The sequence below is a fragment of the Cytobacillus sp. GQ23 genome, assembly GCF_059758675.1.
In genome coordinates this window covers 33,760-54,040 of sequence record NZ_JCAXER010000035.1, presented here as the reverse complement: position 1 = coordinate 54,040, position 20,281 = coordinate 33,760, and the positions used below count along the sequence as shown (strand labels likewise).

Sequence of the window (20,281 nt, the reverse complement as noted above, 5' to 3'; positions counted from 1 at the left end):
ATAGTTATAAATAGTAAAACGAAACTAGGTTTCGTCTTTTTTTTATGCTTTTTTAACCTAAGTGTATAGGGGTATTAATATTGAAAATAGCTTACTTTGCCCATTGCTGCAAAATAAGGTAAACTACATATAGACTATTCTCCTTAGGATTTATCCTAAGGTTTTTTTGTAATCTCAGAATTCAAATCGAGAATATCTAGGCTTATCCCCAGCTGCTCCTCAGACACAGTGGGTGATAAGGCGTTTGTGCTTTTTCTTTTCAATTGGCTTTTTTCGTAAAGTTTGTTGCTTTTTTATAACTAGTTAATTTGCTGAGTTGATCTTCGCTGTGGGCACTTGACCCTCGAAAATGCTGACGCATTTCCTCTATGTGAGCATACTCGAGGAAGCTTATCAATGTTCTCCCGCGGGAGGAGTGGGAAGTGCGAGACCCCGCAGGCCGAGGAGGCTCGCATTCTCCCCGCGTACCGCTGCGTGCCTTTCGCTGCAATCAACGGACAGAATTCACAAACCAAAACAACAATCTTTTAGAAAAGATCCTTTCAATTTATAGATTAGACCATAAAAGGTGATGAATATATGAGTCAGTTTGAGTTTATCTCAAAGAAGCCAGAGGATACGATGGGGTTTTCCGAAAAGCTTGGCAGTCTGCTTCAGCCGGGCGATGTCCTTGCTCTGGAAGGAGATTTGGGTGCAGGGAAAACGACATTCACCAAGGGGCTTGCCAAAGGGCTTGATATAAAACGGAATGTAAATAGCCCAACCTTTACGATTATTAAGGAATACCACGGAAGATTGCCCCTTTATCACATGGATGTATATAGAGTGGAAGATTCCTTTGAGGATTTGGGGTTTGATGAATATTTTGATGGCAATGGGGTCACAGTTGTAGAATGGGCTCACCTTGTTAAGGAACAGCTGCCGGAAGAGTTATTAACGATATATTTATATCTTGATGATCATGATTCAAGAAGGCTGGTTCTGGATCCAAAGGGAAAAAGATATGAGGAATTGTGTAAGGAGATTATGTCATGAAGGTTTTAGCCATTGATACATCCAATTACCCTCTGGGAGTAGCTCTTCTGGATGGTGATCAGGTTTTAGGCGAGTATATTACAAATGTAAAAAAGAATCATTCTGTCCGCGTTATGCCAGCTATTGATATATTAATGAAAGATTGCGGTGTTAAGCCGGCTGAAGTAGATAAGATTGTTGTTGCGAAAGGGCCTGGTTCTTATACAGGCGTGCGTATTGGAGTAACCATTGCAAAAACACTGGCATGGACTTTAAATAAGCCGCTCGTAGGGGTATCAAGCCTTGAAATATATGCAGCCTCGTCAGGCAGATATTTTAATGGCGTCATATCGCCTTTGTTTGATGCAAGGAGAGGGCAAATATATACCGGCCTGTATCAATATAGGGAAGGACAGTTAGTATCGCTGATCAAAGACCAGCTCCTTCCTTCAAAAGATTGGGCAGACAGGCTTTCAGAGCAGCAGGAAAACGTCCTTTTTATCGGGAATGATTTGCCCCTGCATAAAGAGGTATTTACAGACGTCCTGAAAGAGCGGGCAGTGTTCGCTTCACCTGCGGAACATAATCCAAGGCCGGCCGAACTTGCTTTATTAGGAAGGGACCGGGAGCCTGAGGAGGTCCATTCTTTTATACCAAATTACATTAGGATGGCGGAAGCTGAAGCTAATTGGATAAAAGCAAACCAGGAAAAAAAGTTATAGATGAGGAAGCGAACGTATGAATAAATCCTTAACTTTCCGTTTGATGAGTGAAGAGGATATTGATGATGTATTGGAAATTGAACACAAATCCTTTGCTACACCCTGGAGCAGGGAGGCCTTTTTTAACGAAATAACACATAACCAATTTGCTTTGTATGTTGTTTTAGAAGAAGACAATAAAGTAATAGGCTACTGTGGAGCATGGATTGTCGTGGATGAGGCACATATTACAAATGTTGCCCTGCTCCCTGAATACCGGGGGAGAAAGCTTGGAGAAGCTTTGATGCGGCAGCTGATGGAGCTTGCGTCTGAAAAGGGGGCCATCACAATGACTCTGGAAGTAAGGGTATCCAACTTCACAGCTCAGTCTTTATACCGAAAGCTAGGCTTTCAAAACGGAGCAATCAGGAAGAACTATTACACTGATAATCAAGAAGATGCTTTAGTAATGTGGGTGAATTTATAATGAAAAAAGATCAATGGATCATGGCGATTGAAACCAGCTGTGACGAAACGGCAGTAGCCATCATTAAGAATGGGCGTGAAATTGCAGCCAATATCGTTGCTTCCCAAATCGAAAGCCATAAACGTTTTGGCGGAGTGGTTCCGGAAATAGCTTCCCGCCATCATGTTGAACAGATAACGATCGTGCTTGAAGAAGCATTGAATAAGGCTGGCGTCACATATTCCGAACTTTCAGCAATAGCAGTGACAGAAGGGCCTGGCCTTGTAGGTGCGCTCCTGATAGGGGTTAATGCCGCAAAAGCCATTGCGTTTGCTCACGGTATCCCGCTTGTTGGTGTGCATCATATAGCAGGTCATATTTATGCCAACCGACTGGTGGAAGAAATGGAATTTCCGTTACTTTCACTGGTAGTCTCTGGTGGACATACTGAACTCGTCTATATGAAAGAGCATGGACATTTTGAAGTGATTGGCGAGACAAGGGATGATGCTGCAGGAGAGGCATATGATAAAGTTGCCCGGACCTTAAATTTGCCTTATCCGGGCGGTCCTCACATTGACAGACTCGCCCATGAAGGAAATCCGGCTATTCAGCTGCCGAGAGCCTGGCTGGAAGAAGGTTCATATGATTTTAGCTTCAGCGGATTAAAATCTGCCGTTATCAACACTGTTCACAATGCTGAACAAAGGGGCGAGACGATCGTTCCTGAAGATCTTGCGGCGAGCTTCCAGGATAGTGTCATTGATGTCCTGGTTACAAAAACAGAAAGAGCAGTGGAAGAATATAAGGTAAAGCAGCTGCTTCTTGCAGGCGGAGTGGCAGCGAATAAAGGACTTAGGGCTTCTTTAGAAAAGAAATTTGGAAACAGATCCGACATAAAGCTAATTATTCCTCCATTAACTTTATGCACAGATAATGCAGCGATGATTGCTGCTGCAGGAAGTGTTTTGTTTGAAAAAGGACAATTTGCCGGTCTTGATTTAAATGCCAATCCCGGTTTGGACATTACTATCCACAATGATAAATAATTAGGAAAAAGTCCCCGACAGCATTGGGGGCTTTTTTTGTGGATAAAGTCAATTATTTCAGAATTTTATGTTGATAATGTGGGTAAAATCAGCTTTAACTGTGGATAATGTGGAAAAGTCTGTGGAGAGTACATATAACTGCATTTTTCTTGTGATTATCTCTGTGGATAATAAAAAAGACTGGCAGTGACTATTCTACCAGTCTAAAAGTTATGAATATTCCTTTAATCCTCTTCAGCTAAAAGCGTCCATTCTTCCATCAATTCTTCCAGCTTTGCTTTTGCTTCATCCGTTTCATTCGTTATTTCCATTACTTTTTCATGGTCCTGATAAACAGCCGGATCACAGAGCAGCTGATCATTAGTATCTATTGCTGTCTCTAATGCTTCAATTTCCACTTCAATTTCTTCCATTCTTCTTTTTCGCTGGCGTTCTAGCTTTTTGGCTTCTTTATCCAGCTGGTAGTTCTTTTTTTCCTGCTTTACAGGCTGTGAAACAGTGGATATATCCTGCTCATTGAGTGCAAGCAATTCCTTTTGTTCCTGCTTTTTTTCTACATAATAATCATAATCACCAAGATATTCTGCTGCACCGTTTCCAGAAAGCTCAACTACCTTAGTTGTAATTCTGTTGATAAAATATCGGTCATGAGATACAAAGAGAATAGTTCCTGGATAATCGATCAATGCATTTTCAAGGATTTCCTTGCTGTCCAGATCCAAATGGTTTGTAGGCTCGTCAAGAATCAGGAAATTGGCTTTCTGCATCATAAGCTTTGCAAGTGCAAGCCGGGCCTTTTCCCCGCCGCTCAGTGTTGAAACTGTTTTAAGAACATCATCGCCGGAGAAGAGAAAGTTCCCAAGTATGGTCCGGATTTCTTTTTCCGGTTTAAGAGGGTATTCATCCCATAATTCGTTCAGTACTCGTTTATTGCTTGTGAGCTCTGCCTGTTCCTGGTCATAGTAGCCAATGGTCACATTAGAGCCATATTGAATCTCCCCAGTAAAAGAAGGGATTTTCTTAATAATGGTTTTAAGCAATGTGGATTTGCCAATTCCATTTGGTCCTACAAGTGCAATACTATCGCCTCTTGCCAGCCGCATAGAAATATTCTCGCTCACTATTTCTTTGTACCCTATTGCTAAAGAATATATATTCAATACTTCATTGCCTGACTGCCGTTCGATATCAAACCCAAAGGAAGCTGATTTCTCGTCTCCCTGCGGCCTGTCCATCACGTCCATTCTGGCCAGCTGCTTTCTGCGGCTTTGTGCCCTTTTAGTAGTGGAGGCACGGGCAAGGTTTCGCTGAATAAAGTCTTGAAGCTTAGCGATTTCTTCCTGCTGTTTTTCGAATTGCTTCATTTCTTTTTCAAAATTAGCTGCTTTTTGATCCAAATAGGAACTGTAGTTTCCAGGGTACTTTCTTATTTGGTGGCGCGATATCTCGTAAACCTGGGAAACGACCTTATCAAGAAAGTAGCGGTCATGTGATACGATCAGAATGGCACCGCTGTAGCCCTGCAGGTATTGTTCGAGCCACGATAGTGTTTCTATATCAAGGTGGTTGGTAGGCTCATCCAGGATTAGTATATCAGGCTTTGTGAGCAGAAGTTTACCAAGGGCCAGCCTTGTTCGCTGACCGCCGCTCAAGGACGAAATTTTTGTATCATAGCCCATTGAGCTGAAGTTGAGTCCATGGAGAATGGAACGTATATCAGCTTCATATTGATAACCGCCATTTTCTTTGAAATCAACCTGGAGTTTGTCGTAATCTTTTAAAACTCGTTCATAGGCATCAGAATTACCAAGGACATCAGGATCCGCCATTTGCTCTTCAAGGCTGCGAAGCTGTTTTTCCTGCTTTTGCAGATGACTGAAAACAGTCAGCATTTCCTCCCATATGGATAAATCTGATTCCAGGCCGGTATTTTGGGCAAGATAGCCAATGGTTACTTCCTTTGGCTTTATGATCTCTCCGGAATCATACGTCATTTGTCCGGCAATTATTTTTAAAAGGGTAGATTTTCCTGCACCATTGCGTCCTACAAGGGCAATACGGTCCCTGGTTTGTACTTCAAGCTTTATATTCGTTAAAATGGGATCAGCTCCAAAACTTTTTGCCAGCTGATTGACTTGTAATAGTATCATGTTCTTTCACCTCTGGTATAGAGTAAGTGTAACTCATTCATATATTGTTCGGCAATAAAGGAGACAGGACTATAAGCCCGGATGAAGGTCATTAAAACAGAAGAAAAGGTAAATAAATATGTGAAGAACCTTACAATGCACATACAAAGAATCCGAAAAATAGTGTATGATTTTGAAGAGAGGTGTTTTTTTAATGGCGGATTTTACTCATTTTAATCAAGAAGGCAGGGCAAAAATGGTGGATGTCAGCGATAAGCCTGAGACCGCAAGGACAGCCATTGCTCAGTCAAGTATTTCGGTGAATCAGGAGATTTACGAAAAGATCACATCAAACTCCATGAAAAAAGGGGATGTTCTTGCTGTTGCACAAACGGCAGGCATTATGGCAAGCAAGAAAACATGGGACATTATTCCGATGTGCCATCCGCTGCCTCTTAAGGGTGTCGATATTTCATTTTCATGGAAAGCAGAAGAGGATGAGTATGTCCTTATCATTACGGCTTCTGTTAAAACAAAAGGAAATACGGGTGTGGAAATGGAAGCGTTAACAGCTGCTTCAGTCTGTGCGCTGACCGTTTATGATATGTGTAAGGCTGTAGATAAAGGAATGGTAATTGGACCAACCTTTTTAATAGAGAAAACAGGCGGGAAAAACGGAGATTTTAAACGAAATTAATACATCATAAGAAATGGGGATGGACGAATGGCCAATGAACCAATTAAGATACCACAGGCAACAGCTAAACGGCTGCCATTATATTACCGCTTCCTAAAGAACCTTCATTCCTCCGGCAAACAGAGAGTCTCATCAGCAGAATTGAGTGAGGCGGTAAAAGTGGATTCTGCAACAATCCGCCGTGATTTTTCGTACTTCGGTGCGTTAGGGAAAAAAGGATATGGATATAATGTGAACTACCTCTTAGGCTTCTTTCGGAAGACTCTTGACCAGGACGAGCTGACTAAAGTCGCTTTGATCGGGGTAGGGAATTTAGGGACCGCTTTTCTAAACTACAATTTTCTTAAAAATAATAATACGAAAATAGAAGTAGCCTTTGATGTGGATGAGAGTAAGGTTGGCACGAAAATCGGTGATGTTCCGGTCCATCATATGGATGACCTTGAAGAAGTGATTGTGAAAAATAATATTCAGGTGGCAATTTTAACGGTGCCTGCACCGCCTGCCCAGACTATCACCGATCGGATGGTGAATGCGAAAATAAAAGGAATCCTTAACTTTACACCTGCGAGGCTCACTGTGCCGTCCTCGATTCGGATTCACCATATCGATCTGGCAGTGGAATTGCAGTCACTGGTTTATTTTCTTAAAAATTATCCTGAAGAAGTGTAAAAAAAATGAGCCTTATGCGGCTCATTTTTTCATTTTAAAATGCAGGCCAAGCATCCGCAGGCCGGTGCCAAAATCAAATGTAGCAATTAGGATTAAAAAATAAGTAAAGAATCCCCAGGTTTCTTCCCGCTGGGTATTCTGGATGGCTATAAAAGTGAAAAGGCATCCGAGAAGGATGTAAATAAAGCCTGAAAACAAAGGTGTGCTTCTCATGATAATCCCCCAGTAAGTTTAAAACTCCACAGCATTCTTTCTAGAAAAAGCTGATAAAGCTCTGCAAATTTTCCATTTCTTTTAACCACTTTTGTAAATTATCCTGATTCAGCTGAACAACCGCAACAAAGGTATTCATCGCCACATGGGCAAAAATCGGCACGATAATCCTCTTGGTCTTTACATATAAGAAGGCAAAGGTGAATCCCATTGCCGAGTATAGCAATACATGTTCAGGCTCAAAATGAGCAAGTGCAAAAATAACCGAGCTGATCAGGGCAGACAGGAAGAAGTTAAAGCGCTTATGGAGGGAACCGAAAATAATTTTCCTAAAGACGATCTCCTCAAGGATTGGCCCGATGACCGAGCTGATTAAAATGACAATTGGCGATGCTTCAATAATCCGGATAATCTGCTGCGTATTTTCAGAGCCCATTTCAATGCCAATCAGGTTTTCAATACTTGCAGCAGTAGCTTGAGCAATCAGGGCCAAAAATATGCCTCCTATTGCCCAGCCCGCTGAGCCTGCCACAGAAGAGGCATCCCGATCGAGTCCCCTTTTCATTTCTTTCCTTAGTAATAGAAGCGTAATGGTCAGCGTAATCGTGAAACTGATTACGAGCCAGTAGGCTACAGCAAGAATCTGCATATTCTCGGGGTTATGTCCCAGGGCATCGGCAGTTATTAATACGAGCGGAACACCAAACAAGCTTGAAAGCTGCATGGCAATATAGGCGATTAATATAATCCAATATTCCTTCTTCAAAGTGTTTTACTCCTTAATCTGAGTGTTGGTTGCAAGTCCTAAAGCCATTGTACTCTTTATAGGGAGGGTGTTTCAAATATCAGCATCAAAGGAGGAGAAGTACATGATTAAAATGAGGGCTGGTGAAGCATACTTAAGAGGTTGTCTATGAGGAAATTTTTTATAAAAAATTTAAGCTTCACCCTTGCAAATAGATATGAGATTCATTAATATAATAATTGTGTTAGCACTCATAAAGAGAGAGTGCTAATAAATAAAAATATTTACATATTATTTGAGGAGGTTGTTTCACTTGTTAAAGCCACTAGGTGATCGAATCATTATCGAGCTTGTTGAAACTGAAGAAAAAACTGCAAGCGGCATTGTACTGCCGGACACTGCTAAAGAAAAGCCTCAAGAAGGCAAAGTTGTAGCTGTGGGAACTGGCCGCGTTCTTGAAAACGGTGAGCGTGTTGCCCTTGAAGTTGCTGACGGCGACCGTATCATCTTCTCAAAATATGCCGGTACTGAAGTGAAGTACGAAGGCAAAGAATACTTAATTTTACGTGAAAATGACATTCTTGCTGTAATTGGCTAATCGCCGATTAGTTGCAGATTAAAAGATAAAGTGAAAATTTTTGAGGAGGTTTTTATCAATGGCTAAAGAGATTAAATTTAGTGAAGAAGCCCGCCGCGCGATGCTTCGCGGTGTAGATTCCCTTGCAAATGCGGTAAAAGTAACTCTTGGACCTAAAGGACGCAACGTGGTTCTTGAGAAGAAATTCGGTTCACCATTAATCACGAATGATGGGGTGACAATCGCAAAAGAAATCGAACTTGAAGATGCATTCGAAAACATGGGTGCGAAGCTTGTTGCTGAAGTAGCAAGCAAAACAAACGATGTTGCCGGTGACGGTACAACTACTGCAACTGTTCTTGCTCAGGCAATGATCCGTGAAGGCCTTAAGAACGTAACTGCAGGTGCTAACCCAATGGGCATCCGCAAAGGAATTGAAAAAGCGGTTTCTACTGCTGTTGAAGAATTAAAAGCTATTTCAAAACCGATCGAAAACAAAGAATCCATCGCACAGGTTGCTGCGATTTCCGCTGCTGACAATGAAGTTGGCCAGCTGATTGCTGAAGCTATGGAGCGTGTTGGCAACGACGGTGTTATCACTATCGAAGAATCTAAAGGATTCACAACTGAGCTTGATGTGGTAGAAGGTATGCAGTTCGACCGCGGATATGCTTCTCCATACATGGTTACAGATTCTGATAAGATGGAAGCGGTTCTTGAAAACCCTTATATCTTAATCACTGATAAGAAGATTACAAGCATCCAGGAAATCCTTCCTGTACTTGAGCAGGTTGTACAGCAAGGCAAGCCATTATTGCTAGTAGCTGAAGATGTTGAAGGTGAAGCACTTGCTACATTAGTAGTGAATAAGCTTCGCGGAACTTTCAACGCTGTAGCGGTTAAAGCTCCTGGCTTCGGTGACCGCCGTAAAGCTATGCTTGAAGATATCGCGATCCTGACTGGCGGTGAAGTAATCACTGAAGAGTTAGGCCGTGACCTTAAATCTGCTACAATCGACTCTTTAGGACGCGCTTCTAAAGTGGTTGTTACGAAAGAAAACACTACGATTGTTGAAGGTGCTGGTGACAGCGCGCAAATCGCTGGCCGTGTGAACCAGATCCGCACTCAAATGGAAGAAACAACTTCTGAATTTGACCGCGAAAAATTACAAGAGCGCCTTGCTAAGCTAGCTGGCGGTGTGGCAGTAGTTAAAGTTGGTGCTGCTACTGAAACTGAATTGAAAGAGCGTAAGCTTCGCATTGAAGACGCCCTTAACTCTACACGTGCAGCTGTAGAAGAAGGAATCGTTTCCGGTGGTGGTGTTGCCCTTCTAAACGTATACAACAAAGTGGCTTCTATCCAGGCTGAAGGCGATGAAGCTACGGGTATCAACATTGTACTTCGTGCGATGGAAGAGCCTGTACGCACAATTGCACACAATGCAGGCCTTGAAGGTTCTATAATCGTTGATCGCTTAAAGCGCGAGGAAGTTGGAACAGGCTTCAACGCTGCTACTGGCGAGTGGGTAAACATGATCGAAGCTGGTATCGTTGATCCAACTAAAGTAACTCGTTCAGCACTTCAAAACGCTGGATCTGTTGCAGCTATGTTCTTAACCACTGAAGCAGTAGTTGCTGACAAGCCAGAAGAAAATCCTGCTCCTGCAATGCCTGACATGGGCGGCATGGGTGGAATGGGCGGCATGATGTAATCCAGCCTTAAAAACTCCTATTTTTTTCAGGGGTTTTAAGGTGAAACCATCATGTTAGGTGCCAAATAGGGGCCTGAGCCTACCTAAACGTAGTCTATAAAGTAAAAGAAGAATCCATTTTGATACAATATCAAAATGGATTCTTTTTTATAAATAAAGTTTGTTAATTTTCCACCTCTAAAGCTTCTGTCATAAGATACGCACATTGGCAAAGAATATATATATTCAAGTGAAATACCTTTTAAGTACGGAGGAACTCATTCATGAAATTAGCAAGTCCATCTGCCATAACATAAGTGTTTTCTACTTTTTCATCGTTTGCTTTCGATGCTCCTTGTTCGACATTCCCTACTATTCTCATTCCGTTAATGACTGGTTCTTTTCCTTTGCTTGATATCGCTGATACGGTATTGAAAATAGTGATTTCTGTATTTTCACCTAATACCTTAGCTGTATCATTAATCTTTTTTACAAATGCAACGGAGGGAATTTTATCTTGTGCAGGCAAAATAGATAACATGATTTTTGCAGAATGCCCTCTAGCCACAATAATTGGAATATTGGTCCTTACTCGAGCATCCCTTTCGAATGCATCCAAAATAAAATTAATTCCTTTTTCTCTTGCCAGTTCTTCCGATATGACAACCGCGGAGAGGTGGGAAAATATATTTGTTCGCGATATTTTCTTTGAAGAATTTCTTGTAGCTTCTGATATCGTATTTCCTTTTCCCTCTATTTGATGGACAGGAATGCCACCGCTGCCTTGTGAACTGCCAGCAACTCCGCTTGGGTTGATCATCTGTAATGTAACTTCATACAAGTCTGATTCTTTATCATAATCAATGCCCATTCCCGTAATCAGCCCAATGTTATTGGACTCTGTATAATTGGAACATCCGGTTAATACCATTCCTATATAAATGACAATGATCATATATTTTTTCATTCTTCCACCCCCTTGTTGCTATGCTCGAATCCGATTCCTTTTATTTGCAGGATAGGGTCTTTTTTTTAATGAACGAAGGGAAGGCCGGAAAACAGCATCTTTTAAGTCGTTTTTTCGAACTGGCGCAAACGGTGATAAATAAGGCATTCCAAAGGAACGAAGATCGCACATATGTAAAAGGATGATGATAAATGCAATGACAATCCCGTAAATGCCTATAAATGAAGAGCAAATGATAAACACGAATCTTAGCAATCGGGTTACAATCGACATCGAGTAATAGGGGATAGAAAAACTTGATATCGCAGTAATAGATACCACAATAACGGTAGACGCAGCCACGAACCCTGCTTCTACTGCGGCTTGACCAATGATAAGGGCTCCAACAATTGATAAAGCAGACCCTACAGTCCTGGGCATTCGGATTCCAGCTTCCCTTAAAACCTCGAAAATAATTTCCATAACTAACGCTTCAATAACGATCGGAAATGGAACACCATCCCTTTGAGCCAGGATGCTAATGAGAAGTGTAGTAGGAATAAGACCTTCATGGTGCGCCAAAATAGCAATATAAAGGGCAGGGGCTAAAAGAGAAACAAAGAAAGATCCAATCCTTAGAATTCTTAAAAAGGAAGAAATGTAAGGATTTTGATAATAATCCTCTGCAGATTGAAAAAATTGAATAAACACACCAGGGGCAATAAGTACAAATGGTGTTCCGTCCACAATGATCGCTACCTTGCCTTCCAATAATTCAGCGGCTACAGAATCAGGGCGTTCAGAATCCTTAATTAAAGGAAATAACGTTCGATCATCATCTTTAATATACGTCTCAATATAACTGGAATCTAAGATGGCATCTACTTTAATAGATGATATACGTTCGATGACTTCCTTTAAAACTTTTTCATTAACGATGTTTTCAATATAGGCAACCCCGACATTTGTTTGTGTTACTTCTCCCACCGTCATGGTTTTTAGACGTAATTGAGGAGATTGAATACGCGACCTGAGCAAACCCATGTTTTTTTCAAAGCTTTCTGTAAAACTTTCCTTTGGGCCACGGATGACTGCCTGGGCACTGGACTCTTCGATCCCCCGGGTTTCAATTTGTTTCGTTTCTGCGACAATAGCAATTGGTGAACTTTCTAAAAAAATCACCGTTTTGCCTTTTACAAGGGCATCTATAATTTTTTCACGAACCTTTTCCTCAAAAACATTATTGACTGTAATAATTTGCTTTATGTCTTCTATCTGCTGGATTGAACCTTCGTTTAACCGCTCAATGATATGCTCATTAATCGTATCAGTATTTGTAATTCCGCTTATATGGAAAATAGCTATTTTTCTTTCACTGCTAAACGTTCGAAAATTAAGGTCTGATGTTTTTCCTAAAGCCTGCTGTACATAAGAAATATTTTCTTCAAGATCATCTGATAATTGATTTATTTGCGGAGCATTTGTTTGATCGCGTTGAATTGAACGTATCCGATTCTTTTTTTTCCATCTAACCACTTGTCTCATCACCTACGTAAAAGTCCGTAAGGTTAGTATGAGGGTTTAGTATGAATCTATTCATAAATTATGAATAAAATGGAAGTTGGAATTAGTATCGATTTTTATTATTAAAAGGGTGCCAGCGAAAAATAAAGAGATATAGGGGAGGTCCAAGCACAATGTTGTCTTAGACGCAAAAAAAAGGAATTCCAATTTGGGAATTCCTTTTTTAATGTAAGGGAGGTTGAAATTTTCGTAAGGCAGCCCATCTGCTTTATTCTTTATTCTGACCCCCGCCAAAAGCTTCCGGAATCATTGTAAATCCTTCAATCACAGTATCTTCTTCTACCTCAATCATCAGATAACGCTTGCCGTCAAAATGGATTTGTTTTACATATCTCAGATCCTGCGGGCAGATGGAGATGTTGGCTGCTTTTGTGCTGATCTTGATTGATTTTGAATTGTATTTAGGCAGGACGCTGCTAGCCTTTATTTCATATTTGTCATCATCAATAATCTTTTGATAAGCAGATTGGACCTTTTCAGAATCAATATCTTCGATGCCGCTCACCTTTAAAACACGCTCTACGTCTTTAGAATCGAGCTTCGGCGGTTCATCCTCTTCGTTTTCCACAATGATCCGGTTAATCTCTTCATATACGTTGGAAAGTGTTGATGTGTTAATCTGATCTCCTGTTACGTCTTTGATAATTTCCTCAAAAACAATTTTATCATCCTGCGCCGTCATCGTTTCTTCCCCGTTTAAAACGTCCTCAATGAACAAATGGTCGGGCTCATGGACCTTGCCTGCAGAATACAGAACGTGATTGACATCAGCTGCATTTTCGGTGAAGCAAGGGAATAGGAACCCTGAAATGGGAGACTTTAGGTTGATAATCGGATCAACGGTAAAATGATATTTAAATTCCCTTTCCACATAGTCAAAAAGCAGTTCTTTTTTCGGTTCCTGTGTGTTATTGATGCTGCAGAGAATAAAGGGATGAGAATAAACAGCATCCCGTTCACTTTCTTCAGCTTCTGGATTGCGGCGTTTCATTGGCTTAAGATATTCCCCGCGAATGAATGTGACGACAATATCCTTATCATATTGCCGGATTCCCAGCATCTTGCCGACAATTTGAAGCATTTGTTCCGTCCAGGCCTCAGCTTCATTGGTCAGCAGCCCTTGATGAAGAATGAGCTGACTGCTGTTTTCCGCATCTCTCCGGAACTTTAATTCAAAGAGCTTTTCATCCAATTGGCCGCCCAGCAGCTTTTTGAAATTGTCCATAAACAGCTCCTGCTGATCCTGATCCAGCATTTCAAAAGGCTGGCTCTCATAATGATAAATCTCGCTTGATTCCTTCATAATATAGACGTTAAAAATATCTGAGATTTTCAGTAGGTCATTATTTAATTTAAATTGTTTCCGAATCTGTGCAATGTCTTTTTTGTTCACAGTTAAAATCCACTCCTAAGCTGGCCAGTATGCATATTTACTAGAATAACAAAATACAGCAGCTCTATAAATTATTATCTATTTTCGCTTTTTTGATAAGGTGTGTATTAAGGGGAGGTGACTGCGGAAATCTGGTTCCAAAATAAAAGATGCTTCACACAAGTTTTGATCAACTTATGGGAAGCATCTTTTTGGACCCTCAATGCTAATTCTTTTCCGCACTGCTATAAATCCCCCTGGAAAGCAGCCGATCTGATTCATCTAAGAATTGTGCAGAATGTCGCGTTGTTTCTTCGTTTTGGAGCAGTACAGACTTATACGCCTCTGTCACCTGCTGAAGCTGCCTATTTAGTGCATTCAATTTATTGATAAAATCAAGAACATTATTCTCTCCAATAGTGGATGGAAGGGATGGCTGGAGCCCGTTTGCGGAGGATTGAAGTTTAGATAGTGCCCGTTCTATTTCGTTTATTCTTAGCTTAATCTCAGTATCCATTCTCATGCCTCCTCATTATTGCTTCGACCTCTCTGCAGCAAGCTGTGCTTCCAGGGAAGCGATTGTTTGTTTAATAGAATCGATTTCCTGCTGGATCTGCTGCTGCTTTCGACTAATGGCTGAAAATACCTCAAGAAACTGATCTGACTCAATGTCAATGTAACTTTTAAGCATTTGTTCAAACCGGATATCCTCAAATTCATCTGCCAGCTTTCCCTGCCAGGTAAAAGGGGAAAGATCCGGCTTTGTGACGGTTTGCCGATAGTGGTTAAACTCCTGATGTTTTCCTTGGAGTTCTCTCTCACAGGCCAGCAGTCTCTGCAGATCATTTTGTTTCTTCGTCAATAAACTGTAGTAATATCCTAAAGACATGAGTATACACCTCTAAATACTGCCATTTTCATATTATTAAACTGGAAAAATAGAATCTATCTTACTATATCACAGGGAAATTTTGTAATGATGGTATATTTTACTTATTTTCGTCATTTTGTCGATGGGTAATTATTGCTGTTTTATATAAAGGTGTAAAAATAATACAAATCATTATAAAATTACTCTAAATTTTAGTGTAAAGTATAGATTATGGAAAATTCTGGTGATGGGCTCCGTCTACATCACGTGCAATGTTTCTTATCTGCTCCTCTAAGGAGTGCAGACTGAATTGAAGCTCCTTCAATCCGTCATGCAGTTCCTTTGCATCTAATACCTTCAGAAGGTCTCTATTCAGTTGTCGAATGGCAGGAGGAGATTTATACTGAACATCACCTCGCTTGAGGAGTCCTTTCAGGGAGAGGGAGCGGCGGCTATTCGGGCTTTTTTCGAAGAATGTCATTCTCCGTTTCTCCTATTTTTTGAAGGTTTTCTTGCAGACTATCAAAATACTTTAAAGAGAATGGCTTCTTCCCTTCAGATGCTCGAGCCGGCAGGCAATGGATTCATCCGTCAGAGCTTTTTGGATGGAGAAGCGGCACAGGGTCTGGTAAAAACAGAATCTATAACCACTAGCTTAACAGAAGAGACTAATACGGTGATGCAGAAAGTTTCTGATATTGTCAGTCTCCCTCACCTGCGGGATGGGGAGTTTTCGGCACATGTAAGGAGAGCGGAACTTCACCGGAGAAATACGGTTGATGAACTTATAACCTTTGAGAGCCAGCAAACACAGGCACTTGATCCAATTGAGCAGGATCTATATCTGATGCAGACATACATCAATGAATTTTCCAGCCTCTTTCAGAGTCGGCAGTGAGAATCAGGGCGGAAAGTTTCATCTATACGAAGACGGCCGGATTATCAGGGAATTCTATGGAGAAAAAGGAACAGGCTATGAATTCGTCGATTCCGTTCCAGAAGACCGAGTGGGAGGAATTCGAGAACTGGACTCCATAGCTGACGGAACCCCGCTTGAGATACTCGAATACCTGTCGCTCGTGGCAGTTGTCCGAAAGCAAGGAACCAAGGTCATACGGAAAAGCATCAAGAAGGGTGACTTTGATGCACTTGTAAGGATATTGAAAGAGGAAAAGGGCCATGTGGTCTTGCCGGGGAAGAAGGCTGGTAAGGGTACGGATGAAATAGATAGGGTATTAACAAAAAATGGAGGATTTAGGGATGCAAAGAGAAGGGCGGGAATACCTAACTCTATTCAGCACAAGAAACCTGTCGATGTTTATGATGGAACAACTGAAAATAGAAGAGTATATGAATTTGAAGTAGATGGTAAGAAAAAATATATCATAGAGCACCGAGAGGATAAATTCGGGAGAGGTCCTCACTTTCATGGTGCTGACGATTTGAAAGGAAGCCCATTGGAAAAAGGAAGATATAATCAGTACCCTGTATATTCCCCGGAAGATTTTGTTGGTTATAAAAAGAAAGGTCGACCATGGAAAGGTGATTAATTTGGGTGACGAAAGAAAAACAAAAATGAAGCTGTTAAAAAGACAAAGTAGAAGAAGGAATTTGGTAAAAGAAATAAACTTCATGAATCTTACAGAGGAACCTTTTTTAGATATTGAAGATAATGATTTATTTTGTAAGAATGTGTTTTCGCTACTTAACACAAAGGAAAATAAGATTCAATTGCAAGGAGAAAACTATAAAGAACATATTCAAAAATCAATACAATTGTTAAATGATACTGTTGATAATATCGAAGTAATACCCAAACAAGGAAGACTATTAGTTTTTAGAGAAAATGAAATAGAAGCATTGTTGGTTAATGTTACTGAAGTATTTAGTCACTTAAATGAAATTATTGAGTTAACAAATTTTTCAGTTGGATATGGAGATTTTATTCTAGTGGCGGAAGATTTTAATTTTGGTTTGTGCATTGAACGAACGGAATATTTTTATGAGTTAAGTGTTTGGGGACTATCATAAGGAAAAACATGAGAACCTTGAATGGCTTAATGCCTTTCAAGGTTTTTCATTTAACATATCCCTAACATTCCCCCGCCAAATGTAGTGCATTTGCCCAAGCCAAACCCATTTCCACGCATATACAATAATGTAGGCATATACAGAGGAAATGGAGGTATGAATGAATGTACCCTTACAGAGGCCCTTATCAGCCGCAGAATCAGCGGTTTATTGGATTCTTTGGCCTGCCTTTTTTAGGCGGGTTAGCAGGAGGTTTATTGGGCACTGCTTTATTCTATCCGCGTCCATATTATGGGTATCCTCCACCGCCGCCGCCTTTTTACCCGCGTCCTTGTTGTGGACCTGGATTTGGATATCCTTATTAATAGCTGTCTGGGGGGCTTTAGAAAAAGCTTCCCTTTTTTGATGCCAATAAGCGCTTGAGGCATATCGCAGAGAAACAGCAAAAATCTACCCAGCTTAAATAAAAGCAGGAAATTTTTCATTGCACAAAAGTCCTTTTGGGTTTGAGTAGAGAAGATAAAGGTTAAATATGAATATTATGGAATTATAGTGGGATAACTAATTTATCTGTTTTTGCATGACCAGACTGCTTATGTTATCCTGAAACACGTATCTGTGGACAGGGTATTCCATAATTTAACATTTATGTATAGGAGGTGCTGGAAAAGTTGATCGAATTTAAAGAAGTGAATAAAGTCTTTCAGGATGGGTTTCATGCTCTAAAGGATATTACCTTTAAAGTGGAAGAAGGAGAGCTGCTGGTTTTGATTGGTCCCAGCGGATCTGGAAAGACCACAACCATGAGGATGATCAACCGACTGATTGAGCCGACAAAAGGGACAATTACAATAGAAGGAAAAGATATTTCAAAAGAGGATCCAGTCAAGCTTCGCCGGACGATCGGTTATGTGATTCAGCAAATCGGGCTGCTTCCGCATATGACGATTAAAGAAAATGTATCGCTTGTTCCTAGGCTGATGAAATGGAGGAAGGAAAAATACATAGATAAAGTGGACGAGCTGATGCATATGGTAGGATTGGATCCGGAAGTCTTTGGTGAAAGATACCCCTCAGAGCTGAGCGGCGGGCAGCAGCAGAGGATCGGTGTTATCCGGGCGCTGGCAGCTGAGCCGAAGATCATCTTAATGGATGAACCGTTCAGTGCGCTGGATCCAATCAGCCGGGAGCAGCTGCAGGATGAGTTAGTCCGCCTTCAGCGGGATATTCAGAAAACGATTGTATTTGTAACCCATGACATGGATGAGGCGCTTAAAATCGCTGACCGCATCTGTATTATGAAGGATGGAGAGGTGGTCCAGCTGGATACGCCGGAAAACATTATCCGCAGGCCTGCTAATGAGTTTGTCCGAAGCTTTATTGGTGAAGACCGGCTTCAGGAAAGCGACAATATTTCATTCCCTGAACTGACCAAATTAATGGTTCCTGCTGTAACAGCAGGTGAAAACCGCAGGCTGGCTGAATCCTTGAAGCTGATGCGAAGCAAGCGGGTTAACAGTCTTGTGGTTGTGGATAATGAAGATCTTTTTCAGGGGATTGCAACCGTCTGGGACGTTCAGAAAAATTACAAAGATGAAGGCCTAAGACTTAAGGATATTATGGATTCAAGCGTTGTGACACTTCAGCAAGATGATCCGGCAGAAAAAGCCTTTCAGCTTGTGAACGAATCTGTTTACGGATTTGTTCCGGTCATGGGCGAACACAGAAAACTTATGGGCATTGTGACCCGATCAAGTCTCGTAGAATATATGGTCGACGAGATCGTCGAATAATCAGGATAGGGGGTGTAGACAATTCTTAACTTGATCAGCAGTACGGCTGACGTTTTTGTAAACCGCTGGCCTACAATATGGAACTTAATTTTAGAGCATATGTATCTTTCGCTTATTTCGATTGCCATTGCAATTTTAATATCTGTTCCTTTGGGCATTTATTTAACCAGGCATCGGAAAATTGCCGATTCTATTATTGGGATTGCAGGTGTATTTCAGACGATTCCGAGTCTCGCACTTCTGGTATTTTTAGTCCCATTCATCGGAACAGGACAAGCTCCTGCCATTATTGCATTAACCGTATATGGCTTATTGCCCATTCTTCGAAATACCTATTTAGGCATTACTGGTGTTGAAAAGTCTGCCATTAACGCCGGGGTCGGAATGGGAATGACAAATCGCCAGGTGCTTTGGATGGTGGAGCTGCCATTGTCTCTTAGCGTCATCATGGGCGGGATTCGAACGGCGACCGTTTTAATTATTGGCGTTGCTACGATAGCAGGCCTCATTGGTGCTGGCGGCCTGGGAGATTTAATTTTCCGCGGACTGCAGACTTATAATACGGGCCTCATTTTGGCAGGTGCGATTCCATCTGCGCTGTTAGCGATTATTTTTGACTATTTGCTGAAGCTTTTGGAGACAGATGTGACTCCTCAAGGACTTAAGCAAGGGCAGAAAACCAATCCGGCTGTGAGCCGCTGGAGAAAATGGGTGGTGACCGCATTAATATTAATCCTTCCTATCTCAGCTTTTGCTGCGCAGCTGGGAGAGTCATCCGGCGGAAAGGATACCATCACCATTACCGGCAAAAACTTCACAGAGCAGGAAATCATGGTTTATATAATGGGCCATCTGATAGAAGAGCATACAGATTTAAATGTGAAATATGAATCCTTCCTGGGTGGTACCGCACCTGCATTTGAAGGGGTTAATAACGGAAATTATGATTTGTATATGGAATATACGGGGACAGCCTTGCTGAGTATTTTAAAAGAAGAAATGATCAGTGATCCTGATAAGGTGTATGAGCTTGTAAAAGAGCGCTTTAAGGAAGAATATGATATGGTCTGGCTTGAACCTTTTGGATTTAATAACACCTATACTCTTACTATTCGAAAAGAAGATGCTGAAAACTGGGGTGTTAAAACAATATCAGATTTAGGCAAGAAATCATCAGAGCTGGCATTTGGTTCTGAGCCTGAATTTCTGGAGCGTCCCGATGGCTATCCGGGCCTTGTGGATACTTACGGATTTGAATTTAGTGAAACACAGGCCATGGACTCTGGCATTATGTACAGTGCCATCAAGAATGGAGAAGTGGATGCCATTGACGCTTTTTCCACTGATGGCCGCATCCCGGCATTCAATCTGCAGGTTCTTGAAGATGATAAAAATTTCTTCCCGCCGTATTACGCGACCCCTGTTATCAGGGCTGATACGCTGAAGGAGCATCCCGAAATTGAAAAGGCTTTGAGCATGCTTGCAGGTAAAATTGATAATGAAAAAATGCAGGAACTTAATGCAAGAGTTGATATTGATAAAGAGCAATATGAAGATGTGGCGGTTGATTTCCTGAAAGAAGAGGGATTAATTGACTGATGCCGTTAGGACTGCGATCTTTCGCAGTCCTTTTTGATGTGAAGAAAGTCTTAACAACTAAGGAAAATGTAGGATAAAATTATTCAGAATATTAATTCTTTTAGCAGATTTACATCCCTCTGTTGAAAAGGC

The 20,281-nt window shown here is 41.2% G+C and carries 23 protein-coding genes; 14 read left to right on the top strand and 9 right to left on the bottom strand.

The genetic code is table 11. The annotated features are described in order from the left end of the window. Positions 1–579 precede the first annotated feature (579 nt). From tsaE to tsaD, 4 genes are read left to right on the top strand one after another with little or no spacing between them, the layout of a single operon-like run. Complete coding sequence (gene tsaE / locus AC6CHU_RS22870; RefSeq protein WP_251284706.1) at positions 580–1,035, top strand: tRNA (adenosine(37)-N6)-threonylcarbamoyltransferase complex ATPase subunit type 1 TsaE; 456 nt, start codon at positions 580–582, stop codon at positions 1,033–1,035. Beyond that, complete coding sequence (gene tsaB, locus AC6CHU_RS22865; protein ID WP_251284705.1) at positions 1,032–1,736, top strand: tRNA (adenosine(37)-N6)-threonylcarbamoyltransferase complex dimerization subunit type 1 TsaB; 705 nt, start codon at positions 1,032–1,034, stop codon at positions 1,734–1,736. The genes tsaE and tsaB overlap by 4 nt, the downstream gene beginning before the upstream one ends. A gap of 16 nt (positions 1,737–1,752) precedes the next feature. Then, positions 1,753–2,202, top strand: a complete 450-nt coding sequence (gene rimI, locus AC6CHU_RS22860) for a ribosomal protein S18-alanine N-acetyltransferase (protein ID WP_251284704.1) — start codon at positions 1,753–1,755, stop codon at positions 2,200–2,202. After that, positions 2,202–3,230: a tRNA (adenosine(37)-N6)-threonylcarbamoyltransferase complex transferase subunit TsaD gene (tsaD, locus tag AC6CHU_RS22855; RefSeq protein WP_159870068.1), complete on the top strand. Its 1,029-nt coding sequence runs from the start codon at positions 2,202–2,204 to the stop codon at positions 3,228–3,230. The genes rimI and tsaD overlap by 1 nt, the downstream gene beginning before the upstream one ends. A gap of 224 nt (positions 3,231–3,454) precedes the next feature. On the opposite strand, the gene abc-f is transcribed toward tsaD, so the two are convergent. Continuing rightward, complete coding sequence (gene abc-f / locus AC6CHU_RS22850; protein WP_251284703.1) at positions 3,455–5,380, bottom strand: ribosomal protection-like ABC-F family protein; 1,926 nt, start codon at positions 5,378–5,380, stop codon at positions 3,455–3,457. A 193-nt stretch (positions 5,381–5,573) separates the two neighbouring features. Between abc-f and moaC the strand changes: the two genes are divergently transcribed. Both moaC and AC6CHU_RS22840 read left to right on the top strand, forming a co-directional pair. Then, positions 5,574–6,056: a cyclic pyranopterin monophosphate synthase MoaC gene (gene moaC / locus AC6CHU_RS22845; protein ID WP_159870074.1), complete on the top strand. Its 483-nt coding sequence runs from the start codon at positions 5,574–5,576 to the stop codon at positions 6,054–6,056. A gap of 27 nt (positions 6,057–6,083) precedes the next feature. Beyond that, complete coding sequence (locus AC6CHU_RS22840) at positions 6,084–6,728, top strand: redox-sensing transcriptional repressor Rex (protein WP_159870077.1); 645 nt, start codon at positions 6,084–6,086, stop codon at positions 6,726–6,728. A 21-nt stretch (positions 6,729–6,749) separates the two neighbouring features. On the opposite strand, the gene AC6CHU_RS22835 is transcribed toward AC6CHU_RS22840, so the two are convergent. Then, a complete protein-coding gene (locus tag AC6CHU_RS22835; RefSeq protein WP_159870080.1) occupies positions 6,750–6,941 on the bottom strand; it encodes a YdiK family protein in 192 nt (63 codons plus the stop codon). Between the two features lie 40 nt (positions 6,942–6,981). Beyond that, on the bottom strand, positions 6,982–7,707 hold the full coding sequence (locus AC6CHU_RS22830; protein WP_159870083.1) for a CPBP family intramembrane glutamic endopeptidase: 726 nt from the start codon (positions 7,705–7,707) through the stop codon (positions 6,982–6,984). 292 nt (positions 7,708–7,999) lie between these two features. On the opposite strand from AC6CHU_RS22830, the gene groES reads away from it, so the two are divergent. Continuing rightward, on the top strand, positions 8,000–8,284 hold the full coding sequence (gene groES / locus AC6CHU_RS22825) for a co-chaperone GroES (protein ID WP_009336289.1): 285 nt from the start codon (positions 8,000–8,002) through the stop codon (positions 8,282–8,284). A gap of 58 nt (positions 8,285–8,342) precedes the next feature. Beyond that, on the top strand, positions 8,343–9,974 hold the full coding sequence (gene groL / locus AC6CHU_RS22820) for a chaperonin GroEL (RefSeq protein ID WP_159870086.1): 1,632 nt from the start codon (positions 8,343–8,345) through the stop codon (positions 9,972–9,974). Positions 9,975–10,215: 241 nt separating this feature from the next. On the opposite strand, the gene AC6CHU_RS22815 is transcribed toward groL, so the two are convergent. From AC6CHU_RS22815 to AC6CHU_RS22790, 6 genes are all read right to left on the bottom strand, one after another. Further along, on the bottom strand, positions 10,216–10,920 hold the full coding sequence (locus tag AC6CHU_RS22815) for a Ger(x)C family spore germination protein (RefSeq protein ID WP_498122859.1): 705 nt from the start codon (positions 10,918–10,920) through the stop codon (positions 10,216–10,218). A gap of 18 nt (positions 10,921–10,938) precedes the next feature. After that, the gene (locus AC6CHU_RS22810; protein WP_498122857.1) at positions 10,939–12,435 is read right to left on the bottom strand and encodes a spore germination protein; all 1,497 of its coding nucleotides are present in this window, start codon (positions 12,433–12,435) and stop codon (positions 10,939–10,941) included. Positions 12,436–12,691: 256 nt separating this feature from the next. Further along, positions 12,692–13,876, bottom strand: a complete 1,185-nt coding sequence (locus tag AC6CHU_RS22805; protein WP_159870098.1) for a DUF4317 domain-containing protein — start codon at positions 13,874–13,876, stop codon at positions 12,692–12,694. 205 nt (positions 13,877–14,081) lie between these two features. Further along, complete coding sequence (locus AC6CHU_RS22800; protein WP_498122856.1) at positions 14,082–14,372, bottom strand: YwqI/YxiC family protein; 291 nt, start codon at positions 14,370–14,372, stop codon at positions 14,082–14,084. Between the two features lie 15 nt (positions 14,373–14,387). Next, positions 14,388–14,744, bottom strand: a complete 357-nt coding sequence (locus AC6CHU_RS22795; RefSeq protein ID WP_498122855.1) for a YwqH-like family protein — start codon at positions 14,742–14,744, stop codon at positions 14,388–14,390. Positions 14,745–14,955: 211 nt separating this feature from the next. Then, positions 14,956–15,207, bottom strand: a complete 252-nt coding sequence (locus tag AC6CHU_RS22790; RefSeq protein WP_201306606.1) for a hypothetical protein — start codon at positions 15,205–15,207, stop codon at positions 14,956–14,958. On the opposite strand from AC6CHU_RS22790, the gene AC6CHU_RS22785 reads away from it, so the two are divergent. The 6 genes from AC6CHU_RS22785 to AC6CHU_RS22760 all read left to right on the top strand — a co-directional run bounded on the left by AC6CHU_RS22785 (position 15,103) and on the right by AC6CHU_RS22760 (position 20,149). Beyond that, positions 15,103–15,624, top strand: coding sequence for a T7SS effector LXG polymorphic toxin (locus AC6CHU_RS22785; RefSeq protein ID WP_498122854.1), 522 nt, complete (start codon positions 15,103–15,105; stop codon positions 15,622–15,624). The two genes, AC6CHU_RS22790 and AC6CHU_RS22785, sit on opposite strands and share 105 nt — an antisense overlap. Next, on the top strand, positions 15,590–16,276 hold the full coding sequence (locus AC6CHU_RS22780) for an HNH/endonuclease VII fold putative polymorphic toxin (protein ID WP_498122853.1): 687 nt from the start codon (positions 15,590–15,592) through the stop codon (positions 16,274–16,276). Before AC6CHU_RS22785 ends, AC6CHU_RS22780 begins: the two co-directional genes overlap by 35 nt. After that, entirely contained in the window at positions 16,269–16,757 is a 489-nt protein-coding gene (locus tag AC6CHU_RS22775) for a YxiF family protein (protein WP_251284707.1), read from the top strand. The genes AC6CHU_RS22780 and AC6CHU_RS22775 overlap by 8 nt, the downstream gene beginning before the upstream one ends. Before the next feature lie 164 nt (positions 16,758–16,921). Next, positions 16,922–17,122, top strand: coding sequence for a hypothetical protein (locus AC6CHU_RS22770; protein ID WP_498122851.1), 201 nt, complete (start codon positions 16,922–16,924; stop codon positions 17,120–17,122). Between the two features lie 306 nt (positions 17,123–17,428). Further along, entirely contained in the window at positions 17,429–18,550 is a 1,122-nt protein-coding gene (locus AC6CHU_RS22765) for an ABC transporter ATP-binding protein (protein WP_498122850.1), read from the top strand. Positions 18,551–18,580: 30 nt separating this feature from the next. After that, a complete protein-coding gene (locus AC6CHU_RS22760) occupies positions 18,581–20,149 on the top strand; it encodes a glycine betaine ABC transporter substrate-binding protein (protein ID WP_498122849.1) in 1,569 nt (522 codons plus the stop codon). The last annotated feature ends 132 nt before the right edge of the window (positions 20,150–20,281 follow it).